Origin of the sequence: Ruegeria sp. HKCCA5763 (assembly GCF_013034545.1) — a bacterium.
GTDB lineage: Bacteria > Pseudomonadota > Alphaproteobacteria > Rhodobacterales > Rhodobacteraceae > Ruegeria.
Genome location: NZ_WQGF01000006.1, coordinates 1 through 14,787, shown reverse-complemented (window position 1 = coordinate 14,787; position 14,787 = coordinate 1). Strand labels below are relative to the sequence as shown.

Genomic DNA, 14,787 nt, shown 5'->3' with positions numbered 1-14,787 from the left:
TCATCCTTTGACGGACCCCGCAGTCAGGCCTTTGGTCATGAAACGTTCAAGCCCCAGGAACAACGCCATGATCGGCAAAGTGGCGATTACCGCGCCAGCCATGAGATGTTGTCGGGGAATTTCCGAGGAGTTCAGCATCGTGACGCCTCGGGTCAGGGTAAATTTCGACGGATCGTCCAGCAGCATGAAGGCAAGCAAGAATTCATTCCAGGCGATCATAAAGACATAGAGCGAGACCGAGGCCAGCGCAGGCAGGCTGAGCGGCAGGGTGATCTTCCAAATCACGGCCAGACGCGACAGACCATCCATCAGACCAGCCTCTTCCACTTCGGTGGGCAGACCACGGAAATAGCCTTGCAGCATGTAAAGCGCGACGGGGATCGTCGTGACCGGGTAGATCATGACAATGCCGAGGATCGAGTTCCGTAGGCCCGTAAGCGAAAACGCGATATAAATCGGCAGCGCCAGAACGATCATCGGAACCATGTAGATCAGCAGGATCGACCGCGAAAACGCCTTTTGCCCTTTGAACCGGAACCGCGCCACCGCGTAGGCACCGGGGACACTGAACAGCAACGTGATGAATACTGTCAGGACCGAGACGTAGAAGGACGTCCAGAGATAAGTGCCGAAATTGAAGTCGCGGAACAGCTCGGTATAGCTGCGGAACAGTGCAGTGCCCTGGCTCAGATCAACGGAAAAATCCAGCGGGTTCTGCAATAGCGCCTGCTGAGATTTCAGGCTGGTCATCACCATCACATAGAAGGGGATGACGACAATTGCCGTGAAAAAGATGTACCCGAATCCGGTGCAAAAGCGGATCACCGCATCTTCGAATTCATGGCGTGTCAGTTCGGTGAAGGGCAGTTCCTTAAGGATCTCGGCCAATGACAGGTGCATGACAACCGCAACAGCGATGACAGTAGTTAGGCTTGCCTGCAGCGTCGTATCCGGACCAATCAGAACGGGACCCAAACCGCTTAGGCAAGACAAACCCAGCAGCACAGAGATCGCCAAACGCGCCGGAGCATGACGCGCCGGAAACGCAACATAGGTAAGACCTGCCACCGCGCCCCAGATCAGGCTCAACCCCACCTGCGGGCGAAACGCTGCGCCCGTGGCGAAGGACATGGTGACGGAAACGGTGGTTGAAATGATGACCAACCAGAGTGCGCCCAGAACCGGGCCAGTGATGAAACCTTTGCGCATCACAAACCCTCCTCACGGCTGATGAAGCGGAAGAAGACAAAGCTGAAGGCGATCAGGCACAGCAGGATGACCACGGCCACCGCCGCGCCTGCCCCGATGTTTGAGATCGCAAACGCCTGCTCATAGACATTCACAGTCAGTGTGCGGGTACCCGCATTACCACCGGTCAGCAGGAAAATGTCGTCGAACTTGTTGAACGTCCAGATAAAGCGCAGAAGGAACAGTACCGACAGGATGCCCAACAATTGCGGGATGCTCAGCAACCAGAACTTCTGGAAGGGCGACGCTCCATCCATATCAGCGGCTTCATACATGCTGCTATCAATGGATTGCATCCGCGCCAGAATGAACAGGAAAGACAGCGGGAAATAGCGCCAGATTTCGAACACCGTGACCATGATCAGTGCCAGAGGGCGTTCGCCGAAAAAGTTGATCGGCGCACTGGTCAGACCCATCTGGATCAAGAGCGCATTGGCTGAACCCGAAAACGGATCAAACAGCGTGACCCAGGTAAAGGCCACCGCAATGACAGGAGCGACATAGGGAAACAAGTAAAGGCCCCGGATGACCCCCTGCCCTTTGAAGCTCTTGTTCAGCAAAAGCGCTGCAAACAGGCCCATAACCAAGGCGCCAATGGTCCCGAACACCGTGTAAAACAACGTTACCCAAAGCACGCCCCAGAACTCAGCTCCGTCAAAGACGCGAGCATAGTTTTCGAGGCTGAATTCAAAGTTGGTCAGAACGTTCGGTCCACTACCAGTCAAACGCGGTTCTGACGCTTCGACCACGTCTTCAAAGGCATCGGGATCGCCGTCGACGGCAACAGGAATGCGGATACGCTCACGCTGGCCCCCTTCCAGAGTGCCGAAGTCACAAAACAGGTCCTGCCCGTCCAAAACGCAGGGGGCGGCAACGTCCCCCGCAACGACACCGTCGGGCAGAACGTCACTAAGGGTGACGCCGTCGATTGCGATCTCCTGACTGGAGTTGCGCAGACGGTATTCAATCCGCAGATCGTCGCCCGATCCGCGCAGGCTTTCACGCACAACCGGTGCGGGTGGGCGGAGATCGGACAGGGTAAATGGCTTGAAGCTGATCCAGAAGATTGCCAGCAAAGGCAAGATCACCACAAGCGATACGCTGATCACGGTCGGAGCCAGCAGCGTCCAGGCCAGACGCGCCTCGCGTTTGGCTAACGCCCCGGTTCCGGTCGGTGGGGTGGCCGAAGTCATGGGGTACCTCGAAGGGTTAAGTGCAGCGGCGCGCACGCCGCTGCAGATGCCACTTGATTACTGAACCTTCGCCAGTTCTTCGTTCATGGCTGCAACCGCTGCGGCTGCGTCGATCTCGTCATCAATGTACTGACGTACAACACGATTGATGGCCTGAGAGTTGATCATTTTCGACGCCAGCGCCAATTGACCCTCGGCTACGCCCCAACGCTGCGCCACGTCCAGACCACCGACGATCTCATCGATCATCGCCTGTTCATACAACTCGCCCAGAGGGGCCTTACGGTCGACACCGACAGGCAGTTCCGCCCAGGCTTCAGAGAATGCAGTCGGATTGTCTGCATTACCACGGCGCACGGGGAACTTACCCTCAGGCGCAATGGCCAGCGTCTGGGTATAGCCGTCATCCATGGCAAACCTTACGAATTCCATGGCCGCGTCGGTGTCCGCATCATTGGTGATACCGAAATACCGCACGTCGCCCCAGGCCGCGCCATCGGGGTTCGACGGGCCCGACAATTTGGTCACGATACCGGTCTTGCTGGCCAGATCGCGCGATGTCGGGTCGTCGTTGATGGTCGGAGGGGCGCTGTCCCGCAGACCGGCCAGTTCATCAAGAATGAAAGGCGACCAGATGATCATCGCGGCTTTACCGTCGAAATACAGCTCACGCGATTGCTTCCAGAAAAGTTCACCCGGAGGCGAGGCTTTGGAAATGGCCTTGTAGAAATCCAAAACCTCGGTGGTCTTGGCCTCATCAAGCGGCTGGAAGCCATCGGGGCCAACCGGGCTGACGCCGTTTGCCAGGAATACATGCTCCAGCACCTGGCTCATGAAGTTCTCGTCAACTTTTGTGGCCGAGACAAAGCCATACATTTCTGGCGGGTTGTGCAGCGCCTCAAGTGCGGCCTGAATATCTGCAAAACTGTCGGGCGCTTCCAGACCGGCCTCTTCAAAAAGGTCCTTCCGGTACACAACCATTTGCGTCCAGCCATCCACCGGAACCGAGGCGGTTTCACCATTGAACGCAGCCATGCCCAAAGCACCCGGAGCGAAAGTATCAGCGCCCAGTTCTTCGATCACTTCGGTCGCAGCTTCGGTGTCCAGAATGCCAGCTTCGGCCCACGGCAGGGCGTACTGCAACGGGTGGTAGACCACATCTGGCAAGTCACCTGCGGCAAAAGCTGCTGTCGCGCGGGTGCCCAAATCTGTTTCTGTGACAGGGATCACCTCAACGGTCGTGCCGGTCTGCGCCTTGAACTGGTCGGCCATTTCCTGTTGTTTCGCCAGACGCTCGGGCTGCTCTTCGGTCGTCCAGAAACGGATCGTGTCCGCCTGTACCGACATTGCCGTCAGCGCCATTGCCAACGAAGAGCCGAGCATCAGCTTGGCTGCTTTTGGTGTAAGTTTCATGGTCGGTTTCCTCCCCGATTGTCTTCCATGGATCGTTTGATTTTTTTCGCCAACTCGTTCGAGGTCAGCAGCGGCGGTCCGTCAGAGTCGCGTTCAATCAGCACCGCCTGACTGAGTTCGCGCAAAGTTGCGGGTTCTTCTCCTCGGGTCTGACGTATCAGCATCGTAGCAAGGCGTTCACCTGCCCGTTTAGAGTCGACGCTGAACGTCGTTAGCCCGGGGCTGGCGTATTGGCATTCCGGGACCCCGTCATATCCAAGAACCGAGACATCGCGCCCGATCTCAAGGCCAAATTCTGCGCAGACAGAGTAGCTTCCCAGTGCCGCTTGGTCTGTCGCAAATACAATCGCGGTCGGCGGGACAGGAAGACGCAATAAAGCGCGCGCTTCAGCGGCCCCTTCTTCGCGGGTGCGGGCCCCTTCGCGTATCAATTCGGGATCAACTGGCAATCCTGCGTCCCTAAGCCCGTCGACATAGCCATCCCGACGCAGGTGGCTGTAGTTGAACTTTGGATCACTGCCGACAAACCCGATACGGCTGTGACCAAAACGGGCCAGACGTTCGACCGCGTCGCTCATGGCTGTTTCGCCGGAAATATCAAACCACGACGTATCGTCCTGAAACCCGACCTGACCATAGCCAGTCCGCCCATAAAGGATGAACGGCACCTGCAAGTCCTTCAGGTATCCAACGCGCGCATCATCGACTTCGGCTCGCGGCAGTATAAATCCGTCGGCCTTACGTTCTTCAACCAAACGGCCCAGCATGTTCAGCATGTCCTGTTTCGACTTCGCGGTCGAAATTGTCATCGTCCAGTCAGACGCACTGGCAGCTTCACAAGCCCCTGCCAGAAAGTCTTGGAAAAACGGATTGTGCCGATCCGGTTCTTCACTGTTGATGACCATTGCAATGGCACGCACGCGCCCCGTTCGGATGGCCTGAGCGTGGCTGAGCGGGCGATACCCCATCTTGCGCGCCGTCACCTCAACCCGCTTTCGCGTTGATTCTGAGATGTCGGAATACCCATTCAATGCCCGCGACACCGTGCTTTTCGAAAGGCCGAGTTGATCGGCCAGTTCATCAAGCTTCACCCGTCCAGTCGCCGAGGCGCGCCGGGATCGGATTTGTCGCTGTCGCGTGTTGAGATTCGCTGTCATTCCATCATTTTGCGTTTCCGAAACCGGTTTCGGCAATGGAAAAGTCCAATTTTTGTGCGTATTGTAAATTTCTGGTTTCACAAGCCGGGATACTTATGCTTCGGCATCAAATCTGAGGTCACCGCACTGATTGTCAGACAGTGACACTGATCACCTCTATGCACCGAGCCGCAACTACACGGCAGAAACACCTTATTGAAATTCGGTATTGCCCTAAGCGATGCCGCAAACGAGAGTTGACCGTGTACAAGTTTTTCTGCCATCAACGCGCCATGTTCGGTTCCGGGGACTCACCCGGAGGCAATAGGGAATGCAGTGCGGCTTTTTCTTCGCCAATTCTGCAACTGCCCCCGCAACTGTAAGCGGCGAGCGCGGCTGATCGTGCCACTGGGATATGCCCGGGAAGGCCAGCCAAGCGTTTTGACCCGCAAGTCAGGAGACCTGCCGAACATGCGCCCTCGGAATGGGCGTTGATCGTCGGCGACGGGGTGTGCGCCGAAACTGTTTGCCTATTTGAGCAAATGGTTTCGCATTCCCCAATGTCAAAAACCAATGCGTGCCGGGGAAGGCGCGACGTGAGAAGGACTTGTTTGTGAAACACTTTTTGTTGGCGGCAACAGCTGCCATTGCATTGCCTGCGATGGCTCAGGCTCATTTCCTGCTGGAATACACCGAAGATACCATGATTGATCGTCCTGGTGACGTTCCGGTCAAGTTGGTCTTCTGGCATCCGTTTGAAGCCGGGCACGTGATGACCCTGGAAAAGCCAGAAGAATTTTATGTGATCCACAACGGCGAAAAGACCGATTTGTTGGGTACGTTGGAAGAAACCACGTTCGAAGGCCCCGAGAACACGGCCAAGGCCTTTTTGGGCTCGGTTCCAGTGAAACGTTCTGGCGATTACGTCGTGGTAACGGTACCTGCGCCTTATTACGAGGAATCTGAGGATATCTATATCCAGCAGGTCACCAAGGCATATCTGAACCGAAACGAGCTGCCCACCGACTGGGACCAGCCGCAAGGTTTGGCTACCGAAATACTGCCGCTGAACAAGCCCTATAACATCATCGCTGGCTCGACCTTCACGGGACGTGTATTGAGCGAGGGCAACCCAGTGGCTGGCGTAGAGATTGAAATCGAATACATGGCCGCGGAACCCGACTTGGCCGGAAACGGCGCAAAAAACGCAACTGCTTCCCCACTGCCAGGCGGCGCACTGGTCGCAATTTCGGACGAAAACGGCTATTTCACCTTTGGCGTGCCAAAAGCAGGCTACTGGGGTTTCGCAGCGTTGGGTTCGGGCCCGAAGACTGAACATGAAGGCAAAGAACTAAGTCAGGACGCTGTGATCTGGATCCGCGCCTGGGATCTGGAGTAACCCATATGCATATTGTGGACGGAGCCCTTTCGAACCCTGTTGTGATTGGCGGCGCAATCGCGGCAGCAGGCGGGATCGCCATGGGGCTGAAATCGCTGGACCTGGATCGCATTCCCACTGCCGGGGTGTTGTCAGCCAGCTTTTTTGTCGCCTCACTGATCCATGTTCCGATCGGCCCGTCCTCTGTGCATTTGATCCTGAACGGTCTGGCCGGGCTTTTGCTCGGCTGGGCGGCCTTTCCGGCGCTTTTTGTTGGCTTGCTGCTTCAGGCTGTGTTCTTCGGCTTTGGAGGACTGACAGTGCTTGGGATCAACACAGTCAACATCGCCCTTCCGGCGGTGCTTACATGGATAATCTTCGGTCGTCTGATCGCCAAGGGCACGCCTGTTCAAGGAGCAGTTTGGGGCGGCATAGGCGGCGCTTTCTCAATCGCAGCTACGACGGCTTTTGTCGCAGTATCGCTGGCGCTGTCGGGCGACGAATTCCTGCCGGCTGCGAAGCTTGTGTTATTTGCTCACGTCCCTGTCATGGCCGTCGAAGCGGTTCTGACCGGGTTCGCCATTTTACTGGCTCGTCAGGTTAAACCAGAACTCTTTTATAAAGGCGCATCGGCATGAGGCAACTGCTCGTTGTTATTGCGTTGTCACTGATGCCGCTTCCTGCGCTGGCCCACAAAGTTATCGCAGGGGTCTTTCCTGCAGGCGATGCAATCGAAGGCGAATTGGGCTTTTCAAACGGCGATATGGCGCAAAACCAAAAAGTCATCGTGTACGGGCCCGATGGTGCTGAGTTGGGACGAACACTGACCGATACAGATGGTTTCTTCCTTTACACCCCGACCAACCCGGTAGAACACACGTTCAAAGCAGACTTGGGCGCGGGGCATGTGGCAGAAGTCACCATGCCTGCTGCCGATGTCGCGGCGATAATGGGTGTTGAAGCTGACGTGGTCGAAACTGCCGCAATGATTGCCCCTAAGGAAGGTGGGACGCAGGTGACTGTCGCATCATTGACGAACGAAGAACGCGCCGCAATTGCTCAGGCGGTCCGAGACGAAACCCGCCCGCTGCGACGCGAGATTGCCTCCTATCGTGAACACAATGATCTGCAAACGATCCTGGGTGGCATCGGTTACATTATTGGTTTGTTCGGAATCGGCTTTTACATCGCCGCACGCAAGAAGATGACCTCCTGATGGCCCACGCCCTGGAACCCCAGGCCAAGACATTGGCCGAGACTGGTACGGGTGCATCCTTTTGGGTGATCCAAGGCTTGGATCCTCGGATGCGGATCGTGGTGGCGAGTGTTTTTTCCATTGTCACGGTCTCGCTCAGCACCATTCCAGGGCTGATTGCGGCATTGGCTGTTTCTATCGGAGTGCTGCTGATGTCTCGCCTGCCCATTCGCCGAACGCTCAAACGTATGGCGATGATGGACAGCTTTATCATCTTCATGTTGGTACTTTTGCCATTTACCACGCCCGGGGATGCGATGTTCAACTTGTTTGGGTTTCCGGCCAGTTGGCAAGGCCTTTGGAAAGCCACTGAGATTGCGTTGACAGCTAACGCCGTCATATTGTCCCTGATGGTTCTGGTTGGAACGATGGAACCGGTTACGCTTGGCCACGCGTTGCATAAACTGCGCTGTCCCGAAGCACTCGTCCACCTTCTGATGTTTACCATTCGCTACATCGAAGTTTTACGCGAGGAATATATGCGCCTGCGCGCGGCGATGAAGGTCCGTGGGTTTCGACCGGGCACTAATTGGCACACGTATCGCAGCTTTGGCTATCTGGTTGGCATGATGTTGGTCCGCGCCATCGAACGGTCCGAGCGAATCTTAGCAGCGATGAAATGCCGAGGGTTCTCTGGACGGCTTCTCTTGCTGCAGGAATTTAACCTGACCCTGCGCGACTACGTGTTTGCGGCGACTCTATGCATAGTGTGCATTGGGCTTCTTTGTCTGGATTTCGCATGACGATCCTCAAGCTGGAAGACATTCATTTCGCCTATCCCGGTCAAGCACCCGTACTGGACGGCGCCTCGCTTACGCTTGAACCAGGGCAACGCTTGTCGATTGCAGGACCTAACGGAGCAGGGAAATCCACCCTGTTTGGAATTGCGCTTGGTTTGCAAAAGCCAACCTCGGGTAGTGTGATCGCCCTTGGAAAAGATCGGCGCACCGAGGCCGATTTTCACGAGGTTCGCCGCGAGATCGGACTGGTGTTTCAAGACCCTGACGATCAGCTGTTTTGCCCCACTGTGGCAGAAGACATCGCGTTTGGGCCTCTCAATCTAGGGCGCAACAAGGACGACGCTCTCGCCATCGTCGACAGAGTTCTCTCTGATCTAGACTTGATGCACTTGCGTGATCGCATAACACATAAATTGTCGGGGGGCGAAAAGCGTCTTGTGACCCTTGCCACCGTATTGGCGATGGAACCCCGGGCACTGTTATTGGACGAACCAACAAATGCGCTCGATATCCAGAACGAAGCCCGCCTGCTGGAGATACTACAGGGTTTGCCACAGGCCATTTTACTGGTCAGCCATGCGCCATCCTTCCGTCAGGCATTGGCCCCGGACACGCTTGAATTGAGAAACGGTAGACTTGTCGCCGCGGGATTTTGAACTGCTGCGCTTTGCCGACGATTGGTCAACACATCGGCCCCCTGCCCCTCATCAGGCGAAACGGTATACGGAAAAGGCCGGTAAGCCCGCGCAGTGGTGCCCATGGATGTCGTTTCAGCTTCGATAGCGCTGTCCAGTGCTTTGCGGAACAGTTTTGCGCCCTTATCCAGACCAAGATCAATATAGGGTGTCTTGGCGTGCTTAATACCCAGATGCACCTGCTCCAACACCCCTTTGTCTTCGAGAAACGCCATCCGCATGCGTCATTCATGAACTTTAAAACCTCTGCGTTATCGGGGTCTGTGTTTCGGTGCTGAAACCAAAAGTACCGGGTTCGGTCCTCGTCAAACGGCGTCATGAAATTGTACGAGATATTGACTTAGATCTTGTCGAATGGGGGTTGCCATAGCCACCGGTTCCAACAGGCGCGTAAACGGATCTGTTCAGCGCGATAGCAGGCAGGCACATCTCGTAATGCTGAAGCCGGTCGCAATCGCTCGGAAACGACACCGGGGTGCCATCTTCCTGCCGGAAGAAAACGATGTTCTTAGCCAGAAACGTTTCGGCCTTCAGCACGCGCCCGATATTTTTTCTCAAGGCCACAACTTACCAGCAATTTCTCAGAAACATCGATTGCCCGCCAATCCATCATTTGGCTTGCTAAAGTATGGGCGCCCAAACGCCGCCATGCCATGTCAGAGTAGTAATGGGTTGTATAAGCCTGACTAATTTCAAACTGAAGCCGGCGGAGGGATGTCAGGTTGCGCAGCAACCTCGGAATGAATCCAGCTCAAGAATTCGGCAACCTTTTCGCTACCCTTGGTTTCGTGCGGTCGGACCAGCCAATAAGACAACGGCGATTGGGTCATTTCCGCAAAGGGTCGGACCAAACGCCCGTCTGCCATCATGTCAATGACCAAAGGCTCGCGCCCCAGTGCCACACCTAATCCTTCAATCGCCGCCTGAACAACCATGTTTGACTGCCCCAGTCGCCGTGTCCGCAGCGCGGCTGGCAAGGTCAGGCCACAGCGCCGCGCCCAGAATTCCCATGTGGGGCTCGCCGCTCTGTGATGTAGATTCTCGTCCACCAACATCGTGTGACGTGCGAGGTCATCGACCTTGCGAAGGTCCGGCAACAACGACGGCGCGCAAACCGGAAACAGCTGCTCTGTCATAAGTAAATCGACCTGACAGCCCGGAAAATCGCCCAAGCCATAGCGAATTCCGATATCCGCATCCGCACCGGAAAACGGGAATTGTCCGGTATCGGTTGCTATCGATATCGACAGGTTCGGGTGGGCCATGTCAAAGCGTAAAAGTCGTGGAAACAACCAGTTGAACGCAAAACCCGGCAGACATGAGATAACGATTGTCCGATCCGAGCGTGTTTTATCCCTGAGTTGTGCGCATACATCCGAGATGCGCCCCAGTCCTTCCGAGATCGCAAGGGCCAACAACTCTCCTTCACGGGTTGGGCGCGACTGACGTGCGCCCCGCACCAAAAGCTCGCGCCCCAACCATTCCTCAAGGCTGCGCACATGCTGACTGACAGCGCTCTGGCTGACGCCCAATTCGGTAGCAGCGGGTGAAAACCCCGAATGTCGGACGACGGCCTCGAACGCTCTTAGTGCGGAATAGGGCAAGTTCAAGATCATATTAGTAACTCTAATGTCACTCATTAATACTTTCAAATAGATTGGCTGCAAGCCCCTGGCGTAACCTTGACCAATTCGATCCTATGGGAGACGCGAATGTCGGACATCACGCCGGAACGTGGCGCGCAAAACCTGTTGGCAAACTGTGCCCATGCAACGGCCGGAGACCGGCTGCTGATCGTCTACGAACCGCCAGAGTACGGGTATTTCGACGCGGACAGTGTCGAAATCGTCTCGCGTGTTGCCAAGTCCATGGGCCTGTCCGTCGAAACGGTTGATGTGGGGTTCAACCCTGACACTCCGCATCTGCCTGTGGACTTGCTTAAAAGGTTCGAAACCGCCGATGTTATCCTGTTTCTGGCCCGCCTCGGAGATCAGCTACGGTTTTCGCAAATGCCCAAGGGCAAAAAGATCATCGTCAGCTTTGCCCTCAGCCGCGAACAATTCGGGTCGGGGTTTTCGAACGGGCACCACGACGCCTTCATGGAACTCAAGGCCGAGATCAACTCTGTACTAAATACCGCGCAGGAAGTGCGTTTCACGTGCCCCCTTGGCACGGATGTGCGGGGGCGGCCTGAAATGAACCTGGACCCTTCGGGTGATACCTCCATCCTGCGCTTCCCGATGTCGGTTTTCACGCCTGTCCCTGCACACAGCTTCTCTGGCCAAGTGGCCCTGACCTTCCTGACAGGGACCGGATCAAAATACTATGAAGGTTACACTACCGAATTCACTCATCCCGTTCTTGCGCGCCTAGATCAAGGCCGCCTGACCGGGTTCGAGGGGCATCCTTCAGATGTAGCGCGGGCAGAGACTCATTATGATCGGGTGGCCGAACAGTTCGAAATTGACCGGAACTTTGTGCATTCCTGGCATGCTGGCATTCATCCCGGATGCGGCTACCCCTGGGACATGCGTGAGAACTATGAACGGTGGGGCGGGGCGGCATTCGGCAATCCGCGCATCTTGCATTTCCACACATGTGGTGCTTACGCTCCCGGTGAAATCAGCTGGAACGTGATCGACCCGACCATTGTCATCGACGGCACAACCTATTGGCAGAGCGGGCGTTTTTACGCCGATCGTCTGCCGCGCGGTTCAGAGATACTAAGCCGGTATCCTTGCGCCGCAGGGCTATTTGCCCATCCCGACACAGATATCGGGTTGCGCAAAACAGGTTAATCATACTGACACTAATGCGCGCGCTCTACATTGGTACACCAAGATACGGAATTCGCCAAACAAACGTGGCGTGACACCAACGATCGCTCAAAACCTGGGCTATGAATACAAGGAAGGAACCAAATTTGTCTGCCTGGATCAGGATGATATCTGATGAAGAGGCCGAAGCGCCGCTTAAGGCCGTTCTGGACCTTGCGCGAACTCCGCATGGAACGGTGGACAACGTTATGCGCGTGCATTCCCTGCGCCCCAATACCATGAAAGGGCATGTGGTTTTGTATCGCGCCTGCTTGCACGATGACAGCAACACGATCCCAATGTGGTTTCAGGAAGTGGTCAGTTCTTATGTTTCGACGTTGAACACATGCCCGTATTCCTACGCAAATCACTGGGCCAACGCGCGGCATCTGATCGGGGATGACGCGCGGGCGGACAAGATCGAGGCCGCGCTCAAGGCGCAACGACCGCAGGATGCGTTCGACGGCGAACATCTAGAGGCCTTGATCTACGCCGAAAAGCTCACTGTGTCGCCTGGCACTATGGTTGAATCCGACGTCACCGCACTGAGACACGCAGGTTGGGACGACGGCGAGATTCTCGAAATCAACCAGATCGTCGGCTATTTCAATTATGCCAATCGATTGCTCAACGGATTGGGCGTCACAACGGATGGCGATGTCGTAGGGTACTATGCCGGCGAATGACCTGAGCGCGACGCGTGCTGGTTTCATTGTCAATCGACAACCATCCTGATTTCGCCGAAGACCTTGAGTGAGGCGCTCTTGGTTCAACCTTTTACGCCACGGAAACTGGCAAACGCTCAGAGAAGAAGACTTCAGTTTTCACGCGTTTTGCCAATGGCGGGATTAGCCAGCCAGACCAAAGCGCATACGCTCGGTTTGATCTGGCCAACTTGCTCTGATGTCCTCGCTCCAAGCCAATGGAAGAAACGCACCTCAGGATAATTGTCGTCCTTGGCGATCAGCTGACCCCCCAAGATCGCCGCGCTGCGTCGGGGCATCGCCGCGCGTGATACCGTTCTTGTTTGCCGCAACACGGGACAACGCGCTGGAGCACTTTGTGCAGACGGCCTTACCGCATTTCGGTGACTGTCAGGACGCGATTTAGATGGGTGAACCGTTTCATTATTATTCGGTCCTAGCTCAGTATCTGAACGCCGGGCTGCTGTATCCACTGGAAATCTGCCGACGGGTTAAACGCGCCTATTATGACGGTCATGCCCCGCTGAACGCGGTCGAAGCCTCCAATGTCATTAGCTTGAGTCAGTTTGCCGACTGAGGATTGCTGGGATCGAAACCCTATGCGGCCAGCAGCAATTACATCAACAAAATGTCGGATAATAGCGACACGTGCCGATATGATGTAAAGCAAAAAACCGACCCGAAAGCTAGCCCGTTCAATCCGCTGTATTGGGATTTTTCGTTGCGCAACGTAGAAAAACTGCGCGGCAATCCTCGCCTCAGCCAAGCCTAACGAACGTGGGACCGGATGAGCCAAAAGAAAAAATCAGGGCTATCTTGAAAGCGCGGCGAGGGTGTTGGACAACCTATGGCTCATCGGTGGGCGTACCACAGCAGCGCGACAACTATGGCTAAAATCAACGAAAGAGGCGGCAGCAGAAAACCTCGGAAAAGGTGTGCCATTGGTCAAAACTGCTGTCCAAATTCTTGACGTAAATGTCCAACAGGAAACGCCGCGACAGGGCAGTAATAATACAGCTTGTTGAAAACGGCCAAGTCATCGGGACAGCTACCCTTGATCCGGCCACAGCACCTATCGCCCGTACCGCTAGATCGCTGGAAACCCGCAACTGCTAATTCAAGCAGACATGTGTCCAAGAAACCGTCCGTTCCGAACCTGTTCTGGGCGTAATTTGTAACGTTTAATAAAGGCCCGCGACATTGCCGTTCGGGACGAAAAACCAGTTGCAGATGCGACCTCAACAAGTGGCATGTCAGTATACTTCAAAAGACTGTTGGACCTCTCAAGGCGGAGTTCCTTATATGTGTCCAAAAGAGTCATGCCCGTTTTACACAAGAACCTTCGCTGAAGCTGCCGGATGGACGTCCCGACCAGTTCAGAAAGCTCAGAAATCCTGAGCGGGTCTTCGATGTTATCCAGCATTGTATCCACGGCAAGGCTCACAAGCCTGTCTCCATTGGACTTTCGAATGAGGCGATTTGCGACCTGGCTTTCAGTTGCACCCTTGGGTTCGGCCAGCCCGACATACCGCCGCAACGTGTCTGCCAAATGCTCACCATGATCCATTGACACAAACTCGGCCAGCAGACGTAGGGCGCTGATCCGTGTGTTTGCGCTGTGCGTGCGCCCATCTGGGGGAAAATGGATCGAAGTTCCGCTGTTTCCAATCCCCAGTTCCAGCGCTGCGGCTTCGAAACCCGAATGCACGGCTGCTGTGCTTCTGTCAGCACTTCCGAGTTGGGCCAGCAGCATCACCGCCCCCCCTACAAGAACAGACCTGGGGGACAAGTTCAGCACCTGATTCACCCAGGACCTTTCAGCTGCAGTGGGGCACCAGGCGCGTTCAAAATCCCCCCAAAAAATCGCGGTACGTCCGGCCCAATACAGCGGACCTCCTACTGGCTCTCTAGCAAGGACACGTAAATTCACAACATAGGTGTGTTTTTCCACCAAAGTGTTCAGCGCCCGGTAAAACTCCATAATCAGTTCAGCAGAGGCTTTGTCAGAGTTTCGGTACAAAACGACATCGATGAATTGTAACCGATCTGACACCGGGGCAGAGCCTTTGGCAGCATTCTCGTGATCATTCGTGACAACGTAGTGTTTCATTGGATGTACCAACCTTGGTTTGGTCAGTGCCAAATTGTTTGGGAAGTTTCCGATTGGCGAAAACCCCGCCTATGTTTTGGCGGGGTTTTGTTATGGGAT

At 55.4% G+C, this 14,787-nt stretch carries 15 protein-coding genes and 1 riboswitch; of the genes, 8 read left to right on the top strand and 7 right to left on the bottom strand.

The features are described from left to right. The 4 genes from GOV89_RS11625 to GOV89_RS11610 are packed head-to-tail and all read right to left on the bottom strand — an operon-like array spanning window position 1 to window position 5,011. The gene (locus GOV89_RS11625) at window positions 1–1,209 is read right to left on the bottom strand and encodes a carbohydrate ABC transporter permease (RefSeq protein ID WP_171177242.1); all 1,209 of its coding nucleotides are present in this window, start codon (window positions 1,207–1,209) and stop codon (window positions 1–3) included. Further along, complete coding sequence (locus GOV89_RS11620; protein ID WP_171177243.1) at window positions 1,209–2,441, bottom strand: carbohydrate ABC transporter permease; 1,233 nt, start codon at window positions 2,439–2,441, stop codon at window positions 1,209–1,211. The genes GOV89_RS11625 and GOV89_RS11620 overlap by 1 nt, the downstream gene beginning before the upstream one ends. Before the next feature lie 57 nt (window positions 2,442–2,498). Then, a complete protein-coding gene (locus GOV89_RS11615) occupies window positions 2,499–3,854 on the bottom strand; it encodes an ABC transporter substrate-binding protein (protein ID WP_171177246.1) in 1,356 nt (451 codons plus the stop codon). Continuing rightward, the gene (locus GOV89_RS11610; protein ID WP_171177248.1) at window positions 3,851–5,011 is read right to left on the bottom strand and encodes a LacI family DNA-binding transcriptional regulator; all 1,161 of its coding nucleotides are present in this window, start codon (window positions 5,009–5,011) and stop codon (window positions 3,851–3,853) included. Before GOV89_RS11610 ends, GOV89_RS11615 begins: the two co-directional genes overlap by 4 nt. Window positions 5,012–5,271: 260 nt before the next feature. Beyond that, a riboswitch (cobalamin riboswitch) is annotated at window positions 5,272–5,475 on the top strand. 128 nt (window positions 5,476–5,603) lie between these two features. Between GOV89_RS11610 and GOV89_RS11605 the strand changes: the two genes are divergently transcribed. Genes GOV89_RS11605 through GOV89_RS11585 form a run of 5 tightly spaced genes read left to right on the top strand, consistent with a single transcriptional unit; the run spans window position 5,604 to window position 9,019 of the window. Next, window positions 5,604–6,389 carry a DUF4198 domain-containing protein gene (locus tag GOV89_RS11605; RefSeq protein ID WP_171177249.1) on the top strand — a complete coding sequence of 262 codons (786 nt, stop codon included), beginning with the start codon at window positions 5,604–5,606 and terminating at the stop codon, window positions 6,387–6,389. Between the two features lie 5 nt (window positions 6,390–6,394). Continuing rightward, a complete protein-coding gene (gene cbiM, locus GOV89_RS11600; RefSeq protein WP_171235057.1) occupies window positions 6,395–7,006 on the top strand; it encodes a cobalt transporter CbiM in 612 nt (203 codons plus the stop codon). Next, window positions 7,003–7,584 carry a cobalt ABC transporter permease gene (locus GOV89_RS11595; protein ID WP_171177255.1) on the top strand — a complete coding sequence of 194 codons (582 nt, stop codon included), beginning with the start codon at window positions 7,003–7,005 and terminating at the stop codon, window positions 7,582–7,584. Before cbiM ends, GOV89_RS11595 begins: the two co-directional genes overlap by 4 nt. Beyond that, window positions 7,584–8,366, top strand: coding sequence for a cobalt ECF transporter T component CbiQ (cbiQ, locus tag GOV89_RS11590; protein WP_171177257.1), 783 nt, complete (start codon window positions 7,584–7,586; stop codon window positions 8,364–8,366). Before GOV89_RS11595 ends, cbiQ begins: the two co-directional genes overlap by 1 nt. After that, window positions 8,363–9,019 (top strand): energy-coupling factor ABC transporter ATP-binding protein, encoded by a 657-nt coding sequence (locus GOV89_RS11585; protein WP_171177259.1) that lies wholly within the window; start codon window positions 8,363–8,365, stop codon window positions 9,017–9,019. Before cbiQ ends, GOV89_RS11585 begins: the two co-directional genes overlap by 4 nt. Here the strand turns inward: GOV89_RS11585 and GOV89_RS22665 are convergent. Beyond that, window positions 8,956–9,273, bottom strand: coding sequence for a hypothetical protein (locus GOV89_RS22665; RefSeq protein ID WP_174827342.1), 318 nt, complete (start codon window positions 9,271–9,273; stop codon window positions 8,956–8,958). The genes GOV89_RS11585 and GOV89_RS22665 overlap by 64 nt on opposite strands. A 477-nt stretch (window positions 9,274–9,750) precedes the next feature. After that, the gene (locus GOV89_RS11575; protein WP_171177261.1) at window positions 9,751–10,674 is read right to left on the bottom strand and encodes a LysR substrate-binding domain-containing protein; all 924 of its coding nucleotides are present in this window, start codon (window positions 10,672–10,674) and stop codon (window positions 9,751–9,753) included. A gap of 96 nt (window positions 10,675–10,770) precedes the next feature. Between GOV89_RS11575 and GOV89_RS11570 the strand changes: the two genes are divergently transcribed. The 3 genes from GOV89_RS11570 to GOV89_RS11560 all read left to right on the top strand — a co-directional run bounded on the left by GOV89_RS11570 (window position 10,771) and on the right by GOV89_RS11560 (window position 13,155). Beyond that, window positions 10,771–11,856: a hypothetical protein gene (locus tag GOV89_RS11570; RefSeq protein WP_171177263.1), complete on the top strand. Its 1,086-nt coding sequence runs from the start codon at window positions 10,771–10,773 to the stop codon at window positions 11,854–11,856. Window positions 11,857–11,981: 125 nt separating this feature from the next. Beyond that, window positions 11,982–12,560 carry a carboxymuconolactone decarboxylase family protein gene (locus GOV89_RS11565; RefSeq protein WP_171177265.1) on the top strand — a complete coding sequence of 193 codons (579 nt, stop codon included), beginning with the start codon at window positions 11,982–11,984 and terminating at the stop codon, window positions 12,558–12,560. A 424-nt stretch (window positions 12,561–12,984) separates the two neighbouring features. Then, window positions 12,985–13,155: a hypothetical protein gene (locus GOV89_RS11560; protein WP_171177269.1), complete on the top strand. Its 171-nt coding sequence runs from the start codon at window positions 12,985–12,987 to the stop codon at window positions 13,153–13,155. Window positions 13,156–13,695: 540 nt separating this feature from the next. Here GOV89_RS11560 and GOV89_RS11555 read toward each other — a convergent pair. Beyond that, entirely contained in the window at window positions 13,696–14,688 is a 993-nt protein-coding gene (locus GOV89_RS11555; RefSeq protein WP_171177271.1) for a helix-turn-helix domain-containing protein, read from the bottom strand. Between the last annotated feature and the right edge of the window lie 99 nt (window positions 14,689–14,787).

Bases quoted from the DNA above. Each gene is read 5' to 3' on its own strand.
- GOV89_RS11625 (WP_171177242.1), bottom strand. From the start codon at position 1,209: ATGCGCAAAGGTTTCATCACTGGCCCGGTTCTGGGCGCACTCTGGTTG.
- GOV89_RS11620 (WP_171177243.1), bottom strand. From the start codon at position 2,441: ATGACTTCGGCCACCCCACCGACCGGAACCGGGGCGTTAGCCAAACGC.
- GOV89_RS11615 (WP_171177246.1), bottom strand. From the start codon at position 3,854: ATGAAACTTACACCAAAAGCAGCCAAGCTGATGCTCGGCTCTTCGTTG.
- GOV89_RS11610 (WP_171177248.1), bottom strand. From the start codon at position 5,011: ATGACAGCGAATCTCAACACGCGACAGCGACAAATCCGATCCCGGCGC.
- cbiM (WP_171235057.1), top strand. From the start codon at position 6,395: ATGCATATTGTGGACGGAGCCCTTTCGAACCCTGTTGTGATTGGCGGC.
- GOV89_RS11595 (WP_171177255.1), top strand. From the start codon at position 7,003: ATGAGGCAACTGCTCGTTGTTATTGCGTTGTCACTGATGCCGCTTCCT.
- cbiQ (WP_171177257.1), top strand. From the start codon at position 7,584: ATGGCCCACGCCCTGGAACCCCAGGCCAAGACATTGGCCGAGACTGGT.
- GOV89_RS11585 (WP_171177259.1), top strand. From the start codon at position 8,363: ATGACGATCCTCAAGCTGGAAGACATTCATTTCGCCTATCCCGGTCAA.
- GOV89_RS22665 (WP_174827342.1), bottom strand. From the start codon at position 9,273: ATGGCGTTTCTCGAAGACAAAGGGGTGTTGGAGCAGGTGCATCTGGGT.
- GOV89_RS11575 (WP_171177261.1), bottom strand. From the start codon at position 10,674: ATGATCTTGAACTTGCCCTATTCCGCACTAAGAGCGTTCGAGGCCGTC.
- GOV89_RS11570 (WP_171177263.1), top strand. From the start codon at position 10,771: ATGTCGGACATCACGCCGGAACGTGGCGCGCAAAACCTGTTGGCAAAC.
- GOV89_RS11560 (WP_171177269.1), top strand. From the start codon at position 12,985: ATGGGTGAACCGTTTCATTATTATTCGGTCCTAGCTCAGTATCTGAAC.
- GOV89_RS11555 (WP_171177271.1), bottom strand. From the start codon at position 14,688: ATGAAACACTACGTTGTCACGAATGATCACGAGAATGCTGCCAAAGGC.